Source organism: Sphingobacterium sp. NPDC055346 (assembly GCF_053645235.1).
In genome coordinates, this window is record NZ_JBSHMI010000001.1 from 504,222 (window position 1) to 521,385 (window position 17,164).

Genomic DNA, 17,164 nt, shown 5'->3' on the forward strand with positions numbered 1-17,164 from the left:
CAATGAAGAGATCAATATTATTTACCGCAGCTTTCCTCCTTGCTTCATCCCTTTCTTTTGGCCAAGCACACAACGTCTCCGCGGGTTATCAAAAACCTACTGATCAACAGGTCATCCAAAATCTGGAGCAGTGGCAGGACATGAAGTTTGGACTGTTTATGCACTGGGGAACCTACAGCCAATGGGGAATCGTGGAAAGTTGGAGTATTTGCCCTGAAGATGAAGGCTGGACCCAACGTAAACCCGAACACGGAAAAACCTATTTTGAATATGTAAAAAATTACGAAAACCTACAGAAGTCCTTTAACCCTGTAGATTTCAATCCCCAAAAATGGGCTGATGCAGCAAAAGCTGCCGGAATGAAATATGTCGTATTTACGACCAAACACCACGATGGCTTCGCCATGTTTGACACCAAAGAGTCCGATTACAAAATCACTTCCAAGAATACCCCTTTCTTTAGTAACCCAAAGGCCAATGTCACCAAAGAAATTTTCAATTCCTTTCGAAATGAAGGTTTCAAAATAGGAGCCTATTTCTCCAAACCTGATTGGCACACAGAACATTATTGGTGGCCATATTTCCCACCAAAAGACAGAAATGTAAATTACGACCCTACTAAATATCCAGAACGCTGGAACAATTTTAAAAACTACACCTATAACCAGATCAATGAACTGACCTCAGAATATGGAAAGGTCGACATCCTATGGCTTGATGGTGGCTGGGTCAGACCCTTCAGCACCATTGACCAATCCGTGGATTGGCAACGCGGCATTAAGGTCGAACAGGACATCGATATGGACCGTATTGGTGGAATGGCAAGAAAAAATCAACCTGGAATCATTGTAGTAGACCGTACTGTTCCCGGAAAATGGGAGAATTACGTGACACCGGAGCAGGCTATTCCTGAACATCCACTAGATATTCCTTGGGAAAGCTGTATCACCATGGGAAATTCTTTCTCTTATGTCCCTAATGACCAATATAAGCCTACAAAAAAGATTGTAGAAACCTTAGTCAAGATTATTTCTCGAGGTGGCAACTACCTGATGAACATTGCTCCTGGACCAAATGGAGACTTTGATCAAGCTGCATACGATCGCCTTAAGGAATTGGCAAAATGGGTGCAGATCAATGAGTCTGCAATTTACGCCACAAGAAGTGTTGCTCCATATCATGAAAATGGATATTACTACACCCGTAGCAAGGACAATAAAACCATTAACGTATTCCACTTGTCCGAAGGCGAAAAATACAGTGCTCCAACCTCTTTTTCATTCCAAATCCCTGCCAACAGTAAAATTAAGGCAGTGAAAATCCTAGGCCATAATGGAAAAGCAAAATGGAATCTAAAGGAAAACATACTCACTGTACAGAATTCAGCCAAGAACCTGGATTATGCGACAGCCATTCAAGTCAGCTTAAGATAACCACTATCTGATTACAATTTCTTATCTTAAATACTGGATAAGAAATTGTAATCTAAAATGAAATCAATGCGTATGAAAACCTCCTATGTAATCCTCCTTCTTCTCTTTAACTTAAATCTTTTTGCACAATCGCCCCAACCCAACATTTTGAAATCTGAATTTATATTCGAACAAGGCAAATATTTCGATCAATGTCACGCTTCAACCATGGAAGAGGCAAAAGACGGAACTTTGTTGGCCAGTTGGTTTGCAGGAACCCATGAGGGCAACCAAGACGTTAAGATCTGGGGAGCTACTTACGATGGAGAGAAATGGTCAGACCCAACAATTTGGGCCGATGGAGTCGCTGATAAAACCTACCCATGTTGGAACCCCGTGCTTTTCCGTAAAAATAATGATCAAACCATCTATCTTTTTTATAAGGTGGGACCGAATCCAAGGGAATGGTGGGGAATGGTCAAGACCTCAAAAGACAATGGAAAAACTTGGTCAAAGGCACAAAAACTACCTGATGGAATTTTAGGCCCAATCAAAAATAAACCGAAACAGCTTTCTAATGGTACCGTTGTTTCTCCATCCAGTGAAGAATTAAGTGAAACCCGTTGGCTTGCCCATGTTGAAATTGCTGATAAGAATATGAAAACATGGAAAAAATATCCAATCCACCATGAATCAACCTTGAACGTGATCCAACCAAGCGTTATTTTACATCCAGACAATAAGATTCAAGTGCTCTGCCGCAGCAGGGAAGGTTCGGTCATTTCATCTTGGTCTACCGATAATGGCAAAACTTGGTCAGACCTTGAAAAAACAAATCTGATCAACCCCAATTCTGGAACTGATGCCATACCGGTAAACAACCAATATTGGATTGTTTACAATCCTGACATTCCCGGAAAAGAATGGTGGGAAGGAAGAGCAAAATTAAATATTGCCTTTTCCAATGATGGACGGGATTGGAAAAAGTTCATGGAATTAGAAAATCATGATAAAGGTGAATTCAGCTATCCAACTATCTTCCAAGATTCCAAAGGCAAGATTCATATAACTTATACCTACAATAGAGTCAATGTAAAACATGTGGTTTTAGACCCAAAATAAAACAGAAGGCCAGAATTAATTCTGGCCTTTCTCTTACTTCAATTTTTTACTGTCCATAACCTCAAATTCCCCATTCAGCTTAATATTATCGGATGCTGGACCTATCAATACCTTGAACTTTCCTTTTTCGACTTGCCAATCTTTGCTTGCTGTCCATAACTTCAAATCATTTTGATCAAGGGTAAAACTAACTTTTCGCGTTTCTCCCTTCAACAAAGGAACCCGATCAAATCCACGTAATTGTTTAACTGCTGAAACAGCGGAGCTGACCTCGTCGATTAGGTATAGCTGTGGCACTTCTTCACCATCAAAATTTCCGGTATTGACCAAATCGAAGGAAACTTCCACAACAACATCCTCATCCCCTTCTAATATTCCCATTTCCAAATTCTTGTATTCAAAATCAGTATAACTCAACCCGTATCCAAAGCTATATAATGGAGTAGACTCTTCATCAATGTAAGGATGATGTTTGGGCTTTTGATGATTGTAATATACCGGCAACTGCCCAATAGACCTTGGAACTGATATAGGAAGTCGACCTGCTGGATTATAATCCCCAAATAGCACATCCGCGATTGCTGTCCCTCCTTCTTGCCCTGGGTACCAGGCATCAAGAATGGCAGGAATATGTTCATCTGCCCAATTCAGGTTTAATGGCCTTCCTTTAATAACCACCAATACAACTGGCTTTCCGGTTGCCTGAATGGCCTGCATTAATTCCAGTTGATCACCCATCATATCCAATGAAGCACGATCAAACCCCTCTCCACTTTCCATATCAGATATCCCTTTTTTGCTACTTTCCACCTCTGCAGCACCCGTTGCTTGATAGGAAGTCTTAAAGTCGCGAGCACTTGAACCTCCAACAACCAAGACCACAACATCCGAACGTTTCGCAGCAGCAACTGCAGCAGGGATATCGGTCTGCCCCATATCACGGATCGCAGCCCCTTTTACATATTCAACTTCAGTTCTTGCTCCCAATTTCTCCTTAATCCCTGCCAGAACTGTCTTGACCTTGCCATCTGCCTGTGGCGCTGTATAATCGCCTAATTGATTGTAAACATTATCTGCATTCGGTCCAATCACCGCAATTCGCTTGAGATCTTTTTTCAAAGGAAGAAGATCCCCATCATTTTTTAGTAAAATGATAGACTCTCGAGCAACTTGTCTTGCAACTTCTATATTTTCAGGACTAGCCACTTTCTTCTTGGCTTCCTTTTCTGAAACAAAAGGATTTTCAAACAGACCTAAGCGAAACTTTGTGGTTAGGACTCTGCCAACCGATTGGTTTAATTCATCTTCACTCACTAACCCTTCTTTGATAGCTAACAACAAATTCTTATCATACCCCGAACCGCTTAGATCTACATCCAATCCTGCATTCAAGGCTTGCGATGCCCCTTCTGCTGGGTTTGCAGCTGTATTATGTCCTCCCGATAAACCTTGTATACTCAATAGATCAGACACGACAAACCCTTTAAATCCCCATTCTTTTCTCAAAACTTCATTCAACAACCAGGAATTTGAAGAACATGGAATCCCATCTATGGAATTATAAGCCGTCATTACGGACCAAGCTCCCTGCCTAACCGCTTTTTCAAAAGGGAATAGATAATTCATCCTCAAATCTCGCTCACCAACAGAAACACTACCTCCATTATGCCCCCCTTCCGGGACACCATATGCCACAAAATGCTTTAAAGTGGAAAACACCTTTCCTGTTTGACCAAGTTTCTCTCCTTGCATGCCCCTGACCATGGCTTCGCCCATCCTCCCCACTAAAAAAGGATCTTCACCGTAAGACTCTTCCGTCCTTGACCACCTTGGTTCTCGAGCTAGATCCAAAACAGGACCATAGCCATTATGAGCTCCAACTGCAGATGCTTCTGCAGCGATTACTCCGGCCATTTTTTCTATTAAAAACGGATTCCAGGTACTCGCTTGGCCAATGGCCGTTGGAAAAGTGGTCGCTCCAATAGCCATATGCCCATGTGGAGTCTCCTCGGAAAGTAACAATGGAATCCCCAAGCGCGTGCTATCAACCATGAATTTTTGCAAGGCGTTGGTTGCCTTGGCAGCCTCCTCTGGAGTCAGGCCTGTGATTAAAGTCTTCTGTGTCCATGGATCTGCGCGTAATGTTGCCCATAATAATCCGATTTTTTGATTCTTGACTGTTTCTTTAAACTTTTGACTTACCCCTATTTTTCCAGCATTCTTATCATACATTTCCCAACCCAGAACCTTCGATAGTTGACCAACCTTCTCTTCTAGGGTCATTCTGCCTAAAAGGTCTTCCACCCGTTTTTCTACGGGAAGATCCTTATTCTTATAGGGAAACTCCTGTGCTTGTAAAGTGGATTGACAGGCTACCATCAAACCAAAAATCAAAAGTCCTTTTATCTTAATTTTCATCTATTAACAATGCTTGGGATTAGGGATAAAAATCTACATATTATAATCATGGTAATTTAATCAATTTTATCCTTTTAGCGGTAAATAAACTATCTTTTGCTAATCAATCTCATTAGAATATGTTTTCAGTTTTCCATATATTTGGATAGACCCAATTTTATTAAAACCAACATGGCATCATCATCAAAACATATCCTTCTGATCCTGTTATTGACATTGACTAGTCTCAATATCTTTTCCCAAACCAAGAAAGCCCAATGGTTGGAAGATGACCGTTTCGGCATGTTTATTCATTGGGGTCTCTATAGTGCAACCGAAGGGATTTGGAAGGGCGAAAGGTTAAGACATCCCAATAATTACGCGGAATGGATTCGATACAGAAACCGTATCGGTGAAGCAGAATATGGTGAATTGGCAAAAAGGTTTGACTGGGATAAAATCAATCCAGAAGAATGGGTACTCCTAGCCAAAAAAGCCGGTATGAAGTATATTGTCATTACCTCAAAACATCATGATGGTGTGGCACTTTGGGATAGTAAGGTCAGTGATTATTCTCTGCCAAAACTTAGCGGAACCAATAGAGATGTCATAAAAGAAATTGCTGAAGCCTGTAAAAAACACAATATCAAACTATGTTTTTACTATTCCCACTGGATCGACTGGCAACATCCCTATGCTTGGAACCATAACCAAGAAGTCACAGGTCGAGTTTCAGATGCTCAATACAATCAGTATTGGCAGGAAAAGGTAATCCCTCAAATCCGTGAATTGCTTACTAATTATGGCGATATCGCTATGATGTGGTTTGATATGTGGATTCCTTACCAACAGAGCATCATCAAAAAAGAACAGCTGGATCAACTGGCTAACCTCATCCATGAATTACAACCTAAGTGTTTAATCAATTCACGGCTGGGTTTCCCGATTGAAAATGAACATGTAGACTTTGAAACTTTAGGTGACAATCAATTCGGATCCGCATACACCGACCATATCTGGGAAACACCTGGAACCATCGCGCATTCATGGGGATTCAATGCCCTGGAAAATGAATGGAAGTCCAGCAATCAATTGTTCCAATCCTTAATCAACAATGTTAGCTTGAATGGCTCTTACACCCTGAATATCGGCCCCCGTGCCGATGGTTCTGTGCCATATGAAGGCGTTCAGCGATTAATGGACATGGGACAATGGCTCAATAAGTATGGACAAGCTGTTTATTATAACAATGGTCTGCCAATCCGATTCTCCCAACATGACTGGGGTAAAATGACCATCAACAACAAAACAAAAGAACTTTATTTACACGTCTATAATTGGCCTTTGGATAAAATCCTTCGTGTGACAGGTTTGCAGAGCAAACCAACCAAAATCGAGCTGTTAAAAGGAAATAAAACCCAAGCAGTAAAATTTGAACAGTTGGGCCCTATCATCCATATCCATGTACCTGAAGAACAACCTGACCCCTATGTATCGGTCCTAAAAGTAACCATGGACCAGCCTCAATTCAATACTGAAGTCGTTGCTGAATCTACCTTTGGCGGATTCTCATTAAATGCCAAGAACCATCTTTCAAAAGGACTGGAGTTCAATGCCTTTGATGGTACTAAACCCGATCACCTTGTATTAAAGGCCAACCAAAAAGTGCAATGGAAGGTTTATCTTCCAGAAGCTGGTGAATACAGCATAGAAACCTCTTTACATAATGGTTCCGGCAAAACAACCCAACTCAGCATCAAGGATATCGAAAGCACCTTCACGGTATCTGCAGCTCCCAATGGAAAAGTAACGGTCGAACCTAATCAAAACTGGTATGTAGAAGAATTCTTGGATGTCCCGGTAGGAATGATCAGCATCACAAAACCAATAGAACTAAATCTAGAATTCTCAGCATCAGACCCTATTCTTTTTAACAGAATATGGATTGAAAAAAAGAAAGAGTAAGGAAGATTGAGGGCTTGAACCAGGATGCCCTTCGACGCCGCTCAGGGTACCGGATGAGAGGAGGGACCAAGATCTGGTCAAGAACCAGGATTCATGGGATTGGAGGATGGACCAAGATTAACATGCCTGTTAACGACATTCTATCCATCTCTCCGCCACTGGAAATGAGCCGGTTGCAAAAGGACTTCCTGCGCACCAATGACAAGTGTGTTAGATCTGTGTTTCTAGGTGTTTAGAGCTATAATTATTTTCTAGAAAAATCTATTTTTGCGACATACTGCCTTGGAAGGGCAGAATTATTTTAGCAATGGTATCGAACAATATAGGGTTAATGCAAAAACGATGTTCGATTAATCGAACATCGTTTTTGCGCTATCTCCAGGCTAACCTGCCATGCTAGCTAAAATAATGGAACCCCGATGGAAAATATTTTTCTATTTATTTTTTCGCGGCGGACTTATGCGATACACCCCGAATTTTGTGAATATAATGTTGAATGTAATACCAACAATAATCCTGTGCCGGGTCTCGACGCCGCTCGACCATCGGAATATTGATCTTGGTCCATCCTCTCATCCAGTACCCTGAGCTAAGTCGAAGGGAATCCTGATTCCTTCCCAGATCTTGGCCCATCCTCTCATCCCATCAATCCTGGTTCAAATTCATGCAGCAATTGCATAAAATTTTAATATCCCGCTTAGCTCTTATGTCTTGTGTCTATTGTCTTATGTCTAAAAAACTAAATCGCTTTTGTTTTCGCCTTCAACCAAGCTTTTTCAGCATCATCCAATTTAGGGGACAATTGTTCATAGACCCAGCCATTATATTGGTTCAACCAATCAATGTGCTTTTGGTCCAATATGCTTTTATCAACCAACGCAGTATCGATATAACATACCGTTAAAGTCTCAAAATCCATAAAATCACCAAATTGATTACTCTCCACTTTCTTCGAAAGTACTAAGTTCTCAATACGGATTCCATAATGACCTTCTCGATATAAACCTGGTTCAATGGAAGTAATCATACCTTCCTCAACCGGAATATCGATTGCCGCCATATTGAAAACCTGTGGCCCTTCATGAACGTTCAAGAAAAATCCTACCCCATGTCCAGTACCATGTCCGTAATTGCGCAAGGTTTCCCAGATAGGCCTTCTGGTAATGGCATCAATGGAATATCCCTTAGTTCCAACAGGAAATACAGCTTGAGAACCCTCAATAGTTCCTTTTAGAACAATGGTATAATCGGTTTTCTCCTCAGGTTGTATCTGTCCTAAAGAAATTACCCTGGTAATATCAGTCGTACCGTCTAGGTATTGACCACCTGAATCCACCAACAACAATCCCTCAGGCTTCAATACTGAATTACTGCTTTCTGTTGCTTTATAATGTGGCAAAGCACCATGCGCTTTATAACCAGCAATGGTATCAAATGAGATATCAACAAAACCCGTGGAAGCAGCACGTAGTCCTTGCAATTTTTCAGCAATAGAAATTTCTGAAAGTTCTCCCGATGCTACGTTTTCCTCAACCCATTTAAAAAATTTGGTCAATGCAACCCCATCCTTTATCATGGCATTTCGGGTATGATCTACCTCTACCTTGTTTTTAATAGCCTTCAATGTCGTTGAAGGATTCATATCTTCCAAAATTTCGATGTTTTCTGGAACAGAATCATAAATGGCAAAACAAGTACGCTTGGGGTCTAATAATATACGTTCGCCTTTCAACTGTTTTACAGTCTCAAATGCTTGCTGATAGTCAGCGACTTCTACTCCAGAATCCTTTAAAGAAGAAATATCAGCAGGAGATAATTTCCCCGAACCAATAAACAAGGAATTTTTATCCTCTTCAATCAGCAAGAAGCCCAATACAACCGGATTACAATGAACATCATTCCCACGGATATTAAGGATCCATGCCAAATCATCCAATGAAGAAACAAAATGAAGGTCGGCCCTTTTATCTTTAAGCTTTGATTTTATGCTAGCAATTTTGTCTTTTGTAGATTGTCCAGTAGTACTTTCATCCAAAAGAAATGCTTTTTCAGTAGGCAGTTCAGGTCTACCATCCCAAATAGGTTCCAAAAGATCTAGATGACCATTTACATGGATGCCCAAGGGATTTAATTCAGACGCTACGGCTTGTGCAACCGCAACAGAAGCTAAATTGCCATCGAAAGCTACAGTATCGCCTTTTTTCAATGTCTTGGAAAGCCAGGTTGCATATTCTGCTTTACCTTGAACCTGCAACTTCACTAATTCAAATCCGGTACCCGCCAATTGCTCATTTGCTTGAACAAAATAACGAGAATCTGTCCATAAACCCGCAAAATCTTGCGTGATGGCCAATGTCCCAGCGGAACCGGTGAAACCAGAGGTCCATGCTATGCATTTGTATCTTTCCGGAAGGTATTCGCTAATATGTGGATCGGAGGAGGGAATTATATAGGCATCTACACCCTTTTCTTTCATCTCTTTACGGATGGAAGCTAACTTATCGATGTATTTCATTATGTAATTTTTAATAATCCCCGCAAGTTATAAAAACTCTCACAATTAATACATTTACTTCATCATACATTTGAAATTTTACAATTTAAATGTACTACTTGTGCAGTAGATTACGATATTTGCTACCTATGAGAAGATTTTTTTCATTTTTTTATTTCCTTGCTGTTATTAGCGTCCTAAACACGCAAACAGTACAAGCCCAAGGAGTAAAGGCAAAAGTCCAAACGGCATTTGATGCTTTTAGCAAGAACCCGTCTCTAAAAAATGGCATGGCTTCCTTGACGGTCATAAACTCTAAAACTGGTGAAATTGTTTTCGACAGCAATAACCAGATCGGAATGCCTACCGCATCAACCTTGAAAGTGATCACTTCCATTACAGCTTTAGATCTGTTAGGGGCTGATTTCACCTATAATACTGAACTTTTCTACACCGGTCAGATTGACTCCTTAGGCACCTTAAATGGCAATATCATTATCGAAGGTAAGGGCGACCCTACCCTTGGCAGTGATAGATACCCAGACACTAAACCGGAAGTCCTATTGGCAAAATGGTCCGAAGCCATCAAGAACCTTGGCATCAAAAAAATCAATGGTAAAATCATTGCTGATGATATTTTCTTCAACGGCTACGATGTTCCGGGAACTTGGATGTGGACAGATATCGGAAATTATTATGGGGCAGGATTCTCTGCTTTAAATTGGAAAGAAAACAAACTTGGAATCAACTTTACACCGGGTGCACCTGGTAAACCAGCAACCTTACAGCCTGTACAGAAAGCTCCATTCTACCATTTAATCAATGAAGTAAAAACAGGAGCCAATGGTTCGGGGGATAATGTATATGCTTATTCAGCTCCATATTCTACACAAGTTTACCTAAGAGGTACCTATGGCGCCAATCTCAAAAAAACAATTGAAATCTCAGTACCTGATCCAGCATTGGACTTAGCATATTCGCTTTCTGATGCGCTTGGTAGAGATTCTATCTTTGTTACAGACTCCTTGAACAAGGTTACTACTGCAAAAAGATTAACAGATATGGATTCTTCAAGCATCTTGGATGCAAAAAGAAATTCAATCCTTCTGATCAAATCGCCTAGATTAGGTGAAATTGTGCATTGGTTCAACCAAAAAAGCATCAATCTATATGGAGAGTCGCTGTTAAAATTGATTGGTGTGGTTTCCGCAATGGAATACAACACAGAAAAATCGGCAACCTTAGTTTCCAAATATTGGCAGAATAAATTATCGATAGACCCAAGTGCCATCAATACCTTCGATGGTTCTGGCTTATCGCCTCAAAATAGAGTGACGACTTTGGCGATGAGCAAAATCATGCAATATGCTAAAGGGAGACCGTGGTATGATGAGTTTCTAAAATCTTTGCCAACAATTAACAATACTACCATGAAAAGTGGTACTATTGGCGGTGTATTAGGTTACACAGGATACCAAAAATCAAGCGATGGACAAGAATATACCTTCGCATTGCTTGTCAACAACTACCAAGGCCCTGCTGGACAGATGCGCCAACGTATGTTTAAATTATTAGATGTATTAAAGTAGATTATTACTAGGTGATAATCATGAAATATTAGTATAAACCAAAATTGTAATGAGTAACATCAACAGAAAGAAAGACGCTTTAAACTACCATGCTATGGGGCGTCCGGGTAAAATAGCAGTGGTTCCTACAAAACCACACAGTTCACAAAGAGACTTATCTTTAGCCTATTCCCCAGGTGTAGCCGAGCCTTGTCTGGCAATTGCAGAAAACAGCGAAGACGCTTATAAATATACTGCCAAGGGTAACTTGGTAGCCGTAATCAGTAATGGTACTGCCGTATTAGGCCTTGGTGATATTGGTGCCCAAGCTGGTAAACCCGTTATGGAAGGTAAAGGATTACTTTTCAAGATCTTTGCCGATATCGATGTATTTGACATCGAGTTAGACACCAAAAACGTTGATGAATTTGTCAATATCGTTAAAGCTTTGGAACCTACCTTCGGTGGTGTGAACCTTGAAGATATCAAAGCGCCTGAGTGTTTTGAAATTGAACGCCGCTTAAAAGCAGAAATGAACATTCCAGTAATGCATGATGACCAACATGGTACCGCAATTATTTCTGGGGCTGCTCTGATCAATGCTTCTGAATTACAGGATAAAAATATCGCCGACCTAAAAATCGTGGTGAATGGCGCAGGTGCTGCAGCAATTTCCTGTACAGCAATGTACGTGGCTGTAGGCGCTAATAAAAATAACATCGTAATGTGCGATAGTAAAGGTGTTATCCGTAAGGACCGTGAGGTATTAGACCCTACTAAAGCTGAATGGGCAACTGACCGCGATATCCATACTTTAGCAGATGCTGTTAAGGATGCTGATGTTTTCATCGGTCTTTCTGCTGCCGATGTTTTGACGCCTGAAATGTTGAAAAGCATGGCTCCAAAACCAATCGTATTGGCGATGGCAAACCCTAATCCTGAAATCGCCTATGAGCTTGCTCTTGAAACTCGCGATGATATTATCATGGGTACAGGACGCTCTGACTTCCCTAACCAAGTAAACAACGTTCTTGGTTTCCCTTACATTTTCCGTGGTGCACTAGACGTAAGAGCTACGGCCATCAACGAAGCCATGAAAATTGCTGCTGTCAAGGCGATTGCTGAATTAGCAAAACAACCTGTTCCTGAAGAAGTGAACATTGCTTACAATGCCAACAACATCCGTTTCGGAATCGATTATGTGATCCCTAAACCGACAGATCCACGCTTGATTACGGAAGTTTCCGTAGCGGTTGCAAAAGCTGCTATTAAATCTGGTGTAGCGCGTAAGGTAATCGAAGATTGGGATGCATACCGTGATGAATTGCGAAAGAGGTTGGGTAAAGATGAACGTTTGATCCGTACCATTACCGCCAAAGCAAAATCTAACCCTAAACGTGTTGTATTTGCTGAAGCTGATAATTATAAAACCCTTCGTGCTGCTCAGATTGTTAAAGAAGAGGGAATTGCTTTCCCAATCCTTTTGGGTAACCAAGAAAAAATCAACAATTTGATCCATGAATATGGTTTTGAACTGGATGGTGTTGAGATCATCGATCCTCAAGCTGAGATCAAATCTGAAAGATTTGAAAGATACGCAGAACACTTATACCAAAAAAGACAACGCAGAGGCGTTAATAAGTTAGACTCTCGCAAGTTAATGACCAACCGTAACTACTTTGCAGCAAGTATGGTTGAATTTGGCGATGCAGATACCCTTATTTCTGGTTTGACACGCAATTATGCTTCAACAATCCGCCCTGCATTACAAGTAATCGGAGCAAAACCGGGAAGCAGAGTTGCTGGGATGTACATTATGTTGACAAGCCAAGGTCCATTATTCTTTGGTGATACCACTGTAAACTCAAACCCAAGCGCTCGCGAACTTGCTGACATTGCTGTTTTATTGGATTCAGCAGTTAAAAGGTTCAACGTTAAACCTCGTTTAGCGATGTTGTCTTACTCTAACTTCGGTTCAAATATTGGTGATATTTCCGATAAAGTAAGGGAGGCTGTAAGCATCTTACATAAAGAACATCCTGAAATTGTTGCAGATGGTGAAATTCAAGCAAACTTTGCATTGAACAAAAACCTATTGGCAGATAACTTCCCTTTCTCGACTTTAAATGGTGAGCCAGCAAATACCTTGGTATTCCCGAACTTGGAATCTGGTAACATTGCTTATAAATTACTACAGGAAGTTGGAAATGCTGAAGCTGTCGGACCAGTTCTATTAGGAATGAACAAACCTATCCACGTATTGCAATTGGATAGTTCGGTTCGTGAAATTGTGAACATGGTTACCATTGCTGTAGTGGATGCAATTGAACATGAAAAAGAATCAAAAAATCAGTAAGCATAGCTTATGTACGAATATTTTAAAGGTAAGTTAGTTTTTAAAGCTCCAACCCATGTCGTTTTGGAGGTGGATGGCATTGGCTATTACTTGCACATTTCATTGACTACCTACAGCCAGATCAAAGATCAAGAAGAATGTAAACTTTTTGCTTCCTTTCAGGTACGCGAAGACTCCCAAACGCTGTTTGGCTTCGCTACAGAAGCAGAAAGACATCTCTTTCACCATTTGATCTCTGTTTCTGGAATCGGTCCGAATACCGGTAGAATGATGCTTTCTTCGATTACTCCTGAAGAAATCCAACAGGCTATCGTCAATGGGCAGGTCAATGTCATCCAGAAAATAAAAGGGATTGGTCCAAAAACAGCGCAACGCGTGATTCTTGAACTTCAAGATAAACTTAAAAAGCAAGGCCCAGATGCATTGATTCCATTGATCGTCAGCAAACCTTCTTCAGCTGAAGAAGCATTGACAGCATTGGTCATGTTAGGTTTCCCAAAAGCTCAAGCGGAAAAAGCCCTTCAGGCCATTTATACCGCCGAGCCAGATCTTTCTGTAGAACAATTGATCAAAGCAGCCTTAAAACGCCTGTAAGAGTTATTTATCTTTATAAAAACATGATTAAGAGGTTATCTGATAAAGATAACCTCTTTTTTGGTTGATTGTTGATTTAGAATTTTATGCCATCATGATCGAGGATAGGCCTCGGAAATATCAAAAGCCCAATTTTGAAATCTTTCAAGATTGTATTGCCGTACAGTTCCTGTACCTTCGGTACAGAATGACAAGACCTGCTAGAGGAGTACCATACAGATTCCTCACAGACAGTTCAGAATTAAAATATGCTAAAGAGGGATTCAGAGTGCAACGAAGAATCTATTGTTGTTTTTTTATGAGGATTTTGGTCATTGCGAATCGTAAGATGAGCAAACTGTTTTTTATTGTTTTAAACCCATAAAGAGGAACTATTGAAAAAGATTTCACCCACGCTTTGGGTTTGCCATTTCAAACATCCAATTTCTATAAAGATGTCACCCCCTCTGGGGGTTCTCGCCATTAACAAACATTATCCTTACGAAGGAAGCATTTTAGCATCCGGCTCATTTCCAATGGCGGAAAAATGGAAAGAATGCCGATGACCTGTGCGATGGGATTGGCCTTGGAATGCTTTCAAAAGATCATCCCTTTGGATGGGAGGATCTTTTGAAAGATATTCCCGACAACAAGGCATTCTTTTCATGTGCGGATGACCGTGCGAAAAGCCATCTTAAATGAGCCGAAGAGTTTACGGATTCGAGTTGTTTTTGGTATCCGTGGGCTCCTTCGTCGGTTTGGTTACTTTTGGGCTTCAAAAGTAACAAAGAAAATCATTTCAATTAAAGAATGAATATTCCCGAGAAATCTTTCGGGAAATCTTCAGGCTGACTCCGATGATAAATATTGAATGAGCGTACCTAATTCTCCAAAATAAAAGAAATGATCTTGGACCATCCTCTCATCCCGTACCCCGAGCGGCGTCAAAGGGCATCCTGGTTCAACCCATATCACCTAACAATTCCGTATATTTGCATCACAAAAAGTATCCAAACCATGGCAGAAGATTTACATATAGCTCGCGGAAGTAAAGAACACCAATATCAATCCTTGATCCCACAGATCAAAGGGCTTCTACAGGGAGAAACCAATTTTATTGCTAATCTGGCAAATATCTGCGCAGCTTTAAAGGAGCAGTTCAATTTCTTTTGGGTAGGGTTCTACCTTGTTGAAGAAAATGAATTGGTACTGGGACCATTCCAAGGACCAGTAGCCTGCACAAGAATCGCTTATAACAGAGGTGTTTGTGGGACTGCTTGGGCAAAAGAAGAAACCGTCATAGTTCCCAACGTCGATGAATTCCCTGGACATATCGCCTGCTCATCTTTATCGAAATCTGAAATAGTTGTTCCTCTCTTTCAAAACAAAAAATGTATTGCCATACTAGATGTCGACAGCAAAGAATTAAATTCGTTTGACTTAATCGACAAGCAGTATCTAAATACCATCTTAGAACTTCTTAATCCTCAGTAAAAATCATTATATTTGTCCTGCCAAACACATTAACTATTAACCAAGCATGGCAGCACCAAAGACATTATCATTTTTGAATTTAGTGATGGTAGCCCTCAATTTTCTATGGATCGCATGCCTAGAGAATGGTTTCCTATTCAGCTTTTCATTCACTGATACGATTGCCTTTTATCCATCTTACCTGACACCAGCAAAGTTCAGCTATAAAATATGGACATTTATCGCTTTTAATATGGTTTTGGCTGCTTACATGATGTATGTAGGGACGCAAAAAAACAGCTTAAATGAAAATGTAGTCCGGAAAGTAGAAAAAATCGACTACCTGTTGATCTTGAACCAGATGGCCCTCGGTTTGAGCATGACCTTGAAACACAATGATTATTTTTATTGGTCCTTAATGTATTCCATAATCTGTCTCGTTTCGGTTATGGTAATCAACAAGCGGATCCAAATCAAAAAGCTGACCACCAATTCCTTTACCCGATATTTTATCCGTTTAGGATTTGGCGTGTATACCGGCTGGTTAATGTTCGTGATAGGCTTTAATTTTGCAGTAATCCTTTCAAAACTGAGCCTTTCCTTAGGGGATGCTTTTTACTTCTATCTGAACCTGGGCGCACTGGCAATCACATGTGCCTGCATGTTAGCATACTCTTACTACAATTATTTGCCTTCAGTCTCAGCCGTATTGGCTTGGGGAAGCTACGGGGCATATGTAGAAAACAAACAGGACCCTCTTCCTACCCAATATGACATCTTACCATTCTTGATCATCTCTATGATTTTAGGGTTAATCTTTACTGCATTCAACTATTACAGGTGTACGGTCAGAAGAAAATCGCTTGCCGTCGCTATTCAGGAACCACCTTCCATAACTTAATGGTCTTGTCATCACTTACGGTAAAGATCCGGTCTTGATCCCATAGCATGTTATTGATAGATAGATAATGGCTATCATAGCCACGGTCTCTCGAAATATTCTTGATCAAAGCTAGATCTTCCAGCCGCCAAACTTTTAAGGTCTTATCTCTACTAACCGTTGCAATTAGACTCTCCTCTATATTTATGCTGATACCATAAACCGTGAACATATGTGGAACGATATCTTGAATCGTATCCAGATTGGCATCCAATTTATATAACTTCGCATCCCTCCCCCCAGAAAGCAAATTCCCAGCTGGGTCAAATTGTAAACTGGTTACCGGTAACTCATGTACTTTCCTTTTCTTGAATTCCTGAAAATCATGGGCATGGTATAAATGGATTTCACCATTCTTATCACCAAACGCAACAGTCGAATTATTTTTATCCACTTCAATTACCCTAACGGTAGTATTGGAAACCTTAAACCTATAAAGCAGCTCAAAGTTCTCCAAACTCCAAACATAAGCATAGCCTTCCTCACCGATCGCAATCATTTCCTGTTTACCGGGAATGGTTTTTATCGAAAATACAGCGCCCTGTTCCACCTTAAGATTTGCCTTTAAACTTTGGTTCAGTGTATCTACCACCATTACCTGACCGGATCTCATCCCAATCGCCAACAAAGAGGTTCCAGGTATGGACAGGAGTGCATATACGGAGCTTCCAACCTTACAAAGGATCCTTTTAAAGCTATTGCTCTCTAAATCCCATTCTACCACCCCTTTATCGTTGCCACCTGTAAATAGTGCATTCGGATCAACACTTGAAATGGCCAAGGCAAATACAGGGTTTTGATGACCAGACAAGGTCCCATTCAGGTTGATATTAAACTTTTCTAGATTCATGTTATGCAAATATA

The 17,164-nt window shown here is 40.6% G+C and carries 11 protein-coding genes; 8 read left to right on the plus strand and 3 right to left on the minus strand.

Translation table 11 applies throughout. The annotated features are described in order from the left end of the window. Positions 1–2: 2 nt before the first annotated feature. Positions 3–1,433: an alpha-L-fucosidase gene (locus tag ACWICE_RS02110; RefSeq protein WP_454297532.1), complete on the plus strand. Its 1,431-nt coding sequence runs from the start codon at positions 3–5 to the stop codon at positions 1,431–1,433. Between the two features lie 72 nt (positions 1,434–1,505). Continuing rightward, on the plus strand, positions 1,506–2,534 hold the full coding sequence (locus ACWICE_RS02115; protein WP_454297533.1) for a sialidase family protein: 1,029 nt from the start codon (positions 1,506–1,508) through the stop codon (positions 2,532–2,534). A gap of 33 nt (positions 2,535–2,567) precedes the next feature. Here the strand turns inward: ACWICE_RS02115 and ACWICE_RS02120 are convergent, their stop codons facing one another. Then, the gene (locus tag ACWICE_RS02120) at positions 2,568–4,952 is read right to left on the minus strand and encodes a glycoside hydrolase family 3 N-terminal domain-containing protein (protein ID WP_454297534.1); all 2,385 of its coding nucleotides are present in this window, start codon (positions 4,950–4,952) and stop codon (positions 2,568–2,570) included. Positions 4,953–5,123: 171 nt separating this feature from the next. On the opposite strand from ACWICE_RS02120, the gene ACWICE_RS02125 reads away from it, so the two are divergent. Continuing rightward, positions 5,124–6,896: an alpha-L-fucosidase gene (locus ACWICE_RS02125; RefSeq protein WP_454297535.1), complete on the plus strand. Its 1,773-nt coding sequence runs from the start codon at positions 5,124–5,126 to the stop codon at positions 6,894–6,896. 739 nt (positions 6,897–7,635) lie between these two features. Here ACWICE_RS02125 and ACWICE_RS02130 read toward each other — a convergent pair. After that, on the minus strand, positions 7,636–9,411 hold the full coding sequence (locus tag ACWICE_RS02130; protein WP_454297536.1) for an aminopeptidase P family protein: 1,776 nt from the start codon (positions 9,409–9,411) through the stop codon (positions 7,636–7,638). Between the two features lie 128 nt (positions 9,412–9,539). On the opposite strand from ACWICE_RS02130, the gene dacB reads away from it, so the two are divergent. The 5 genes from dacB (at position 9,540) to ACWICE_RS02155 (ending at position 16,261) form a co-directional block, all read left to right on the plus strand. Continuing rightward, on the plus strand, positions 9,540–10,979 hold the full coding sequence (dacB, locus tag ACWICE_RS02135) for a D-alanyl-D-alanine carboxypeptidase/D-alanyl-D-alanine endopeptidase (RefSeq protein WP_185211331.1): 1,440 nt from the start codon (positions 9,540–9,542) through the stop codon (positions 10,977–10,979). Positions 10,980–11,028: 49 nt separating this feature from the next. After that, entirely contained in the window at positions 11,029–13,314 is a 2,286-nt protein-coding gene (locus tag ACWICE_RS02140; RefSeq protein WP_454297537.1) for an NADP-dependent malic enzyme, read from the plus strand. A gap of 9 nt (positions 13,315–13,323) precedes the next feature. Then, positions 13,324–13,908 carry a Holliday junction branch migration protein RuvA gene (ruvA, locus tag ACWICE_RS02145; protein WP_454297538.1) on the plus strand — a complete coding sequence of 195 codons (585 nt, stop codon included), beginning with the start codon at positions 13,324–13,326 and terminating at the stop codon, positions 13,906–13,908. Between the two features lie 996 nt (positions 13,909–14,904). Further along, complete coding sequence (locus ACWICE_RS02150) at positions 14,905–15,381, plus strand: GAF domain-containing protein (RefSeq protein ID WP_185215875.1); 477 nt, start codon at positions 14,905–14,907, stop codon at positions 15,379–15,381. A gap of 46 nt (positions 15,382–15,427) precedes the next feature. After that, a complete protein-coding gene (locus ACWICE_RS02155; protein WP_313261010.1) occupies positions 15,428–16,261 on the plus strand; it encodes a hypothetical protein in 834 nt (277 codons plus the stop codon). Here ACWICE_RS02155 and ACWICE_RS02160 read toward each other — a convergent pair. Continuing rightward, positions 16,233–17,150 carry a WD40 repeat domain-containing protein gene (locus ACWICE_RS02160; protein ID WP_454297539.1) on the minus strand — a complete coding sequence of 306 codons (918 nt, stop codon included), beginning with the start codon at positions 17,148–17,150 and terminating at the stop codon, positions 16,233–16,235. The two genes, ACWICE_RS02155 and ACWICE_RS02160, sit on opposite strands and share 29 nt — an antisense overlap. Between the last annotated feature and the right edge of the window lie 14 nt (positions 17,151–17,164).

Coding starts and splice junctions, on each gene's coding strand:
- ACWICE_RS02115 (WP_454297533.1), top strand. CDS start 1,506: ATGAAAACCTCCTATGTAATCCTCCTTCTTCTCTTTAACTTAAATCTT.
- ACWICE_RS02155 (WP_313261010.1), top strand. CDS start 15,428: ATGGCAGCACCAAAGACATTATCATTTTTGAATTTAGTGATGGTAGCC.
- ACWICE_RS02110 (WP_454297532.1), top strand. CDS start 3: ATGAAGAGATCAATATTATTTACCGCAGCTTTCCTCCTTGCTTCATCC.
- ACWICE_RS02130 (WP_454297536.1), bottom strand. CDS start 9,411: ATGAAATACATCGATAAGTTAGCTTCCATCCGTAAAGAGATGAAAGAA.
- ACWICE_RS02160 (WP_454297539.1), bottom strand. CDS start 17,150: ATGAATCTAGAAAAGTTTAATATCAACCTGAATGGGACCTTGTCTGGT.
- ACWICE_RS02120 (WP_454297534.1), bottom strand. CDS start 4,952: ATGAAAATTAAGATAAAAGGACTTTTGATTTTTGGTTTGATGGTAGCC.
- ACWICE_RS02140 (WP_454297537.1), top strand. CDS start 11,029: ATGAGTAACATCAACAGAAAGAAAGACGCTTTAAACTACCATGCTATG.
- dacB (WP_185211331.1), top strand. CDS start 9,540: ATGAGAAGATTTTTTTCATTTTTTTATTTCCTTGCTGTTATTAGCGTC.
- ruvA (WP_454297538.1), top strand. CDS start 13,324: ATGTACGAATATTTTAAAGGTAAGTTAGTTTTTAAAGCTCCAACCCAT.
- ACWICE_RS02150 (WP_185215875.1), top strand. CDS start 14,905: ATGGCAGAAGATTTACATATAGCTCGCGGAAGTAAAGAACACCAATAT.
- ACWICE_RS02125 (WP_454297535.1), top strand. CDS start 5,124: ATGGCATCATCATCAAAACATATCCTTCTGATCCTGTTATTGACATTG.